The 6,384-nt window shown below is 52.0% G+C and carries 9 protein-coding genes; all 9 read right to left on the bottom strand.

The genetic code is table 11. The annotated features are described in order from the left end of the window. A partial coding sequence (locus tag ACW14G_RS08305) for a GTP-binding protein (RefSeq protein ID WP_000031671.1) occupies nucleotides 1-253 on the bottom strand: 253 nt, incomplete at its 3' end. 69 nt (nucleotides 254-322) lie between these two features. After that, nucleotides 323-2,437 carry an elongation factor G gene (gene fusA / locus ACW14G_RS08300; RefSeq protein WP_455648557.1) on the bottom strand — a complete coding sequence of 705 codons (2,115 nt, stop codon included), beginning with the start codon at nucleotides 2,435-2,437 and terminating at the stop codon, nucleotides 323-325. Nucleotides 2,438-2,533: 96 nt separating this feature from the next. Further along, on the bottom strand, nucleotides 2,534-3,004 hold the full coding sequence (rpsG, locus tag ACW14G_RS08295; protein ID WP_017374162.1) for a 30S ribosomal protein S7: 471 nt from the start codon (nucleotides 3,002-3,004) through the stop codon (nucleotides 2,534-2,536). 96 nt (nucleotides 3,005-3,100) lie between these two features. Continuing rightward, a complete protein-coding gene (gene rpsL / locus ACW14G_RS08290) occupies nucleotides 3,101-3,475 on the bottom strand; it encodes a 30S ribosomal protein S12 (RefSeq protein WP_000246815.1) in 375 nt (124 codons plus the stop codon). A 123-nt stretch (nucleotides 3,476-3,598) separates the two neighbouring features. Next, nucleotides 3,599-3,886 (bottom strand): sulfurtransferase complex subunit TusB, encoded by a 288-nt coding sequence (gene tusB / locus ACW14G_RS08285; protein ID WP_065356483.1) that lies wholly within the window; start codon nucleotides 3,884-3,886, stop codon nucleotides 3,599-3,601. Nucleotides 3,887-3,893: 7 nt separating this feature from the next. Continuing rightward, nucleotides 3,894-4,253, bottom strand: coding sequence for a sulfurtransferase complex subunit TusC (gene tusC / locus ACW14G_RS08280; protein ID WP_223803770.1), 360 nt, complete (start codon nucleotides 4,251-4,253; stop codon nucleotides 3,894-3,896). Next, complete coding sequence (gene tusD / locus ACW14G_RS08275; RefSeq protein WP_163446640.1) at nucleotides 4,253-4,639, bottom strand: sulfurtransferase complex subunit TusD; 387 nt, start codon at nucleotides 4,637-4,639, stop codon at nucleotides 4,253-4,255. Before tusD ends, tusC begins: the two co-directional genes overlap by 1 nt. After that, entirely contained in the window at nucleotides 4,639-5,361 is a 723-nt protein-coding gene (locus tag ACW14G_RS08270) for a helix-turn-helix transcriptional regulator (protein WP_163446642.1), read from the bottom strand. Before ACW14G_RS08270 ends, tusD begins: the two co-directional genes overlap by 1 nt. A 165-nt stretch (nucleotides 5,362-5,526) precedes the next feature. After that, on the bottom strand, nucleotides 5,527-6,348 hold the full coding sequence (gene fkpA / locus ACW14G_RS08265; RefSeq protein WP_163446644.1) for an FKBP-type peptidyl-prolyl cis-trans isomerase: 822 nt from the start codon (nucleotides 6,346-6,348) through the stop codon (nucleotides 5,527-5,529). Between the last annotated feature and the right edge of the window lie 36 nt (nucleotides 6,349-6,384).

The following is a 6,384-nucleotide window of genomic DNA, read 5'->3' as shown; positions in this document are numbered from 1 at the left end:
GCCCCGGGCAGTCTACGTGTGCGTAGTGACGGGTCGGGGTGTCATATTCAACGTGGGAAGTGTTGATGGTGATACCACGAGCTTTTTCTTCTGGTGCGTTATCGATCTGGTCGAAAGCACGAGCAGCACCGCCGTAGGTTTTAGCCAGTACGGTGGTGATTGCAGCGGTCAGGGTAGTTTTACCGTGGTCAACGTGGCCGATGGTGCCGACGTTAACGTGCGGTTTTGTACGTTCAAATTTTTCTTTAGACACGGCTATATTCCTTACTATAGTGCTCTCCCCTTTGGAGAGAGCACGGGACTTAGGTTTTAATCCTGTGGATTATTTACCACGGGCTTCAATAACGGCCTGAGCAACGTTGTTCGGCGCATCGTCGTACTTCAGGAACTCCATGGAGTAAGAAGCACGGCCTTTGGTCAGTGAACGCAGCTGAGTCGCATAACCGAACATTTCGGACAGCGGAACTTCAGCGTGGATCACAACGCCAGTCACGTTGGATTCCTGACCTTTGAGCATACCACGACGGCGGCTCAAGTCACCGATAACGTCACCAGTGTTCTCTTCCGGAGTCTCTACTTCAACCTTCATGATCGGCTCAAGCAGAACTGGTTTCGCTTTCTTAAAGCCATCTTTGAAGGCGATAGAAGCGGCCAGTTTAAACGCCAGTTCAGAGGAGTCAACGTCATGGTAAGAACCGAAGTGCAGACGAACACCCATGTCAACAACCGGGTAACCAGCCAGCGGGCCAGATTTCAGCTGTTCCTGGATACCTTTATCAACGGCCGGGATGTATTCGCCAGGAATTACACCACCTTTGATGTCGTTGATGAACTCGTAGCCTTTCGGGTTTGAACCCGGCTCCAGCGGGTACATGTCGATAACAACATGACCGTACTGACCGCGACCACCAGACTGCTTAGCGTGTTTACCTTCGATATCGGTAACTTTCGCGCGAATCGCTTCACGGTAAGCAACCTGAGGTTTACCGACGTTCGCTTCAACGTTGAATTCACGCTTCATACGGTCAACGATGATGTCGAGGTGCAGCTCACCCATACCGGCGATAATGGTCTGGTTAGATTCTTCGTCAGTCCATACGCGGAATGACGGGTCTTCTTTAGCCAGACGGCCCAGAGCCAGACCCATTTTTTCCTGGTCAGCTTTGGTTTTCGGTTCAACTGCGATGGAGATTACCGGCTCAGGGAATTCCATACGTTCCAGAATGATCGGCGCATCCGGGTCACACAGGGTGTCACCAGTGGTTACGTCTTTCAGACCGATTGCAGCAGCGATGTCGCCCGCGCGAACTTCTTTGATCTCTTCACGTTTGTTAGCGTGCATCTGAACGATACGACCGAAACGCTCACGTGCAGCTTTCACGGAGTTCAGTACGGTATCACCAGAGTTAACCACACCGGAGTACACACGGAAGAAGGTCAGGTTACCAACAAACGGGTCGGTAGCGATTTTGAACGCCAGTGCAGAGAACGGCTCGTCGTCGCTTGCGTGACGCTCAGCCGGAGTATCTTTACCGTCGTCCAGGATGCCGTTGATCGCAGGTACGTCAACCGGGGATGGCAGGTAATCAATTACCGCATCCAGCATCGCCTGAACACCTTTGTTCTTGAACGCAGAACCACAGGTTACCAGGATGATTTCGTTGTTCAGAACGCGCTGACGCAGAGCTTTTTTGATCTCTTCTTCAGTCAGTTCTTCACCACCCAGGTATTTCTCCATCAGCTCTTCTGAAGCTTCAGCAGCGGACTCGATCAGGTTCTGGTGCCATTCGTCAGCCAGGTCCTGCATGTCTGCCGGGATATCTTCGTAGGTGAAGGTTACGCCTGCATCTTCTTCGTTCCAGTTGATGGCTTTCATTTTCACCAGGTCAACAACACCGGTGAACGCTTCTTCAGCGCCAATTGCCAGCTGCAGCGGAACAGGGTTCGCGCCCAGACGGGTTTTGATCTGACCAACAACTTTCAGGAAGTTCGCACCCATACGGTCCATTTTGTTAACGAACGCAATGCGCGGAACTTTATATTTGTTTGCCTGACGCCATACGGTTTCAGACTGCGGCTGAACACCACCAACTGCGCAGTAAACCATTACCGCACCATCAAGAACACGCATGGAACGTTCTACTTCGATGGTGAAGTCAACGTGCCCCGGGGTGTCGATGATGTTTACGCGATGCGGTTCATACTGCTTAGCCATACCAGACCAGAATGCAGTAGTCGCTGCGGAAGTGATAGTAATACCACGCTCCTGCTCCTGTTCCATCCAGTCCATGGTGGCTGCGCCGTCATGAACTTCACCGATTTTATGGTTTACACCGGTGTAGAACAGAATACGTTCGGTAGTAGTGGTTTTACCGGCGTCGATGTGCGCACTGATACCGATGTTACGGTAGCGTGCGATGGGTGTTGTACGAGCCATTTGTTTCCTCGTTTATCTTTTAGGCGTTCAATTTAAGTAGCCCAAAGCGGGCTGCTTACTTGAAGCGCCCGCCTGGTGACTAAAACTCCGAAGGGATTACCAACGGTAGTGTGCGAACGCCTTGTTGGCTTCTGCCATACGGTGAACGTCTTCACGTTTCTTAACTGCAGTACCTTTGTTTTCTGCAGCATCAGAAAGTTCGTTCGCCAGGCGCAGAGCCATGGATTTATCACCGCGTTTACGAGCAGCTTCAACGATCCAACGCATTGCCAGAGCATTACGACGGACCGGACGAACTTCAACTGGAACCTGATAAGTAGAACCACCTACGCGGCGGGACTTAACTTCTACAGTCGGGCGCACGTTTTCGAGCGCAACTTCGAATGCTTCCAGTTCATTTTTACCAGAACGCTGAGCCAGGGTCTCCAGCGCGCTGTATACGATTGATTCTGCAGTAGATTTTTTACCATCTACCATCAGGATATTTACAAATTTAGCCAGCAGTTCTGATCCGAACTTCGGATCCGGCAGAATTTTACGCTGACCAATGACGCGACGACGTGGCATGGAAATACTCCGTTGTTAATTCAGGATTGTCCAAAACTCAAAGAGTTTAGTTTGACATTAAAATAAATCAGTTTGGCCTTACTTAACGGAGAACCATTAAGCCTTAGGACGCTTCACGCCATACTTGGAGCGAGCCTGCTTACGGTCTTTAACGCCGGAGCAGTCAAGCGCACCACGAACGGTGTGGTAACGAACACCCGGAAGGTCTTTAACACGACCGCCACGGATCAGGATCACGGAGTGCTCCTGCAGGTTGTGACCTTCACCACCGATGTAGGAAGTCACTTCGAAACCGTTAGTCAGACGCACACGGCATACTTTACGCAGTGCGGAGTTTGGTTTTTTAGGAGTGGTGGTATATACACGAGTACATACGCCACGTTTCTGCGGGCAGGCTTCCAGTGCAGGCACGTTGCTTTTTGCAACTTTGCGAGCACGTGGTTTGCGTACCAGCTGGTTAACTGTTGCCATTAAATAGCTCCTGGTTTTAGCTTTTGCTTCGTAAACACGTAATAAATCGCCTCATATAATATGAGGACGCGAAATTTTAGGGCCATGCCGAAAGGGTGTCAAGAAATATACAACGGTATGGCATTACCAGGTCATTTGAGCCGGGTGTTTTACCGTTAACCTGACGAAGTCAGTATAGCTGACCATGATGACATCGCTCGAAATTTGAGCACAAAGACCGCGCGCTTGCACATCTACATTCAACACATGGATGGATATGGGGGCAGCACGCAGGATTTCAAGAAAGTGGCTGTTTTCCACTGCCGCGAGCACGCCATCGGCGAGCAGCAGCAAATCATCACCTTCAGCCATCAGACGGATCATACCCGCGATATCGGAATGCCAGGGTGAAGTACTGAGTGTATGCAGCATAGGGGCCTCAGAAGCGCAGAATGACATCGTAGCCGTTAAGCCGTTCCCGCAGCGCATCCGGTTCTAACGGTTCCACATCGGCGACAAATCCCGTATCGGCCGCCAGACCGCGTTCACGCATTGAGGCGGCGCAGATCCAGCAGTTTTCAATATCGTAGAGCGCCAGCAGCTTGAAGGTGGCGATATAGTCACGCGCCAGAATCACCGCGGGCGTCTGCTGGCTGAGCAGTTGAAACACGCCATCGCCAATGAAAAAGACGCCAAGGTCTTCGCTTAATGCTGACGTCGCCAGCAGCGCATCCAGCCCTTCCCGGCCAGCGGCACTGCCGTGCGGCGCACTGGAGAAAACAAACGCGACGCGTTTCATCAGAACTGCACCATTCGATCGCAGGTCAGCGCGGCTTCGGCCAGCGAACCCAATCCGCTCAGCGAGAAACCCGGCTGTAAGTTAGAGGTCGGCAGCCCAAGCTGCCCGGCTTCCGTTTCATCCGTCACGCCTCTACGTAGCGCGGCGGCGACGCAAATATGCAGCGCCACGCCGTGCGTATCATGCAGCGATTGCCATGCGCGAACCAGATCAAACTCATCGCTGGCAGGGGAACTCAGCTGATTGGCGTTGTATACCCCTTCGCGATAGAAAAACACACAGGCTATCTCGTGACCTTCTGCCAGCGCCGCCTGCGCAAACTGCAGCGCGCTGCTGGCCTGTTGCGTACCATAGGCTGGCCCGGTCACCATCAGGGCAAAACGCATTACTTATCTTGCCCCAGGAAATCGCCATTCTTGAACTGACGAATGTAGAGATACACCGTGTGTTTGGAGATGTTCAGGCGGTCAGCCACCTGGTTGATCGCATCTTTGATGTCGAAGATGCCTTTCTCGTAAAGGTTAAGCACGATCTGGCGATTTTTGGCGTTATTGGAAACATTGCGATCGGCATTGACCTCTTCGATAGTGAACTCCAGCGTCTGGGTCACCAGATCCTCCACCGAGGAGGCGAAGTTAACCGCAGAGCCCACTTCCGGCGTCTCTGGCGGAATAAAGGTGTTCATAATCTGTGAGAACGGCACATCGAGGTTCATGTTGATGCACAGCAAGCCAATGACGCGTTGCTCACGATTACGGATGGCAATGGTGACCGACTTCATCAGCACGCCGCTTTTGGCGCGAGTAAAATAGCATTTGGAAACGCTACTATCCGCCCCGGTCATATCATGCAGCATACGGAGTGCGAGGTCGGTAATCGGCGAGCCGATTTTGCGCCCGGTATGTTCACCGTTTGCGATGCGTATTGCCGAACATTTAAGATCCTGAAGTGAATGCAGCACGATTTCGCAGTGGGAACCAATGAGCATCGCCAACCCGTCCACCACCGCTTCGTAGGATTTAAGAATATCGAAGTCGGTCTGATCGAAAGGACGTTGATCCAGTAAATCAAGCTCACTGGTTTCGTTGGTTAAAAGCGACCTGGACATGAAAAAAAGCACTCCTTTTCAGGAGCCTGTCGTTATGTTGTCAGGGCAGGCTCATCACTATTAGGGGCATCTAAAGTAATACAGCGCATAAGGCGCTTTCCAGCATTAATTATATCCTGCCGATAATAAAAAGCCGCCGCCCTGTGGGCGGCGGCTATCTGACTCTTATTTTTTGCTGGCTTCAGCAGCTTTATCTGCCGGTGCGGCTTCAGGCTGCGCTTCAGCCTTCGGCGCCGGTTTAACGTCTAACAGTTCAACGTCGAAGACCAGCGTGGAGTTCGCCGGAATACCCGGAACGCCGGTTTTTCCGTATGCCAGATCCGGTGGGATAACCAGCTGGATTTTACCGCCTTTCTTGATATTTTTCAGGCCTTCGGTCCAACCTGGAATAACGCCATCCAGACGGAAGGAGAGCGGTTCACCGCGGGTGTAGGAGTTATCGAACTCTTTACCGTCGATCAGCGTACCCTTGTAGTTAACAACCACGGTGTCGCTGTCTTTCGGTGCTTCGCCGGTGCCTTCTTTCTCTACTTTAAACAGCAGGCCGGTTTTAGAGGTTTTCACGCCCTTCTCTTTGGCGAACTTGTCGCGGTAGGCTTTGCCTTTCGCTTCGTTATCAGCTGCGTCTTTTTCCATCTTCGCCTGAGCGGAGGTCTTCACGCGAGTTTCGAAAGCCTGCAGAGTTTGTTCAATTTCCTGATCGGACAGTTTGCTCTTATCAGCAAAGGCGTCCTGAACGCCGGCGATCAGCTGGTCTTTATCCAGTTTGATGCCCAGTTTTTCCTGTTCTTTCAGAGAATTTTCCATGTAACGACCCAGCGATGCGCCCAGCGCATAAGCAGATTTCTGGTCGTCATTTTTGAATGCAGCTTTGCTTTCTGCTGCCGGGGCCGCTTTCGCCGCAGCGTCAGCCGCGAAGGTCAGAGGCGCATTCAGTGCAACGGCCATTGTGGTTGCCAGAAGCGTTACTTTAAACAGTGATTTCATCCATCTCTCCAGGGCCGGGGCCTCTCGCCCCATGTT

The organism is Kluyvera sp. (assembly GCF_965301105.1).
The sequence above is the reverse complement of the archived record's forward strand: the minus strand, read 5'-3'. Positions and strand labels throughout refer to the sequence as shown.

What these genes read in the sequence shown, in the direction of transcription:
- fkpA (WP_163446644.1), bottom strand. Translation starts at nt 6,348, where the DNA reads ATGAAATCACTGTTTAAAGTAACGCTTCTGGCAACCACAATGGCCGTT.
- tusB (WP_065356483.1), bottom strand. Translation starts at nt 3,886, where the DNA reads ATGCTGCATACACTCAGTACTTCACCCTGGCATTCCGATATCGCGGGT.
- rpsG (WP_017374162.1), bottom strand. Translation starts at nt 3,004, where the DNA reads ATGCCACGTCGTCGCGTCATTGGTCAGCGTAAAATTCTGCCGGATCCG.
- tusD (WP_163446640.1), bottom strand. Translation starts at nt 4,639, where the DNA reads ATGCGTTTTGCCCTGATGGTGACCGGGCCAGCCTATGGTACGCAACAG.
- tusC (WP_223803770.1), bottom strand. Translation starts at nt 4,253, where the DNA reads ATGAAACGCGTCGCGTTTGTTTTCTCCAGTGCGCCGCACGGCAGTGCC.
- rpsL (WP_000246815.1), bottom strand. Translation starts at nt 3,475, where the DNA reads ATGGCAACAGTTAACCAGCTGGTACGCAAACCACGTGCTCGCAAAGTT.
- ACW14G_RS08270 (WP_163446642.1), bottom strand. Translation starts at nt 5,361, where the DNA reads ATGTCCAGGTCGCTTTTAACCAACGAAACCAGTGAGCTTGATTTACTG.
- fusA (WP_455648557.1), bottom strand. Translation starts at nt 2,437, where the DNA reads ATGGCTCGTACAACACCCATCGCACGCTACCGTAACATCGGTATCAGT.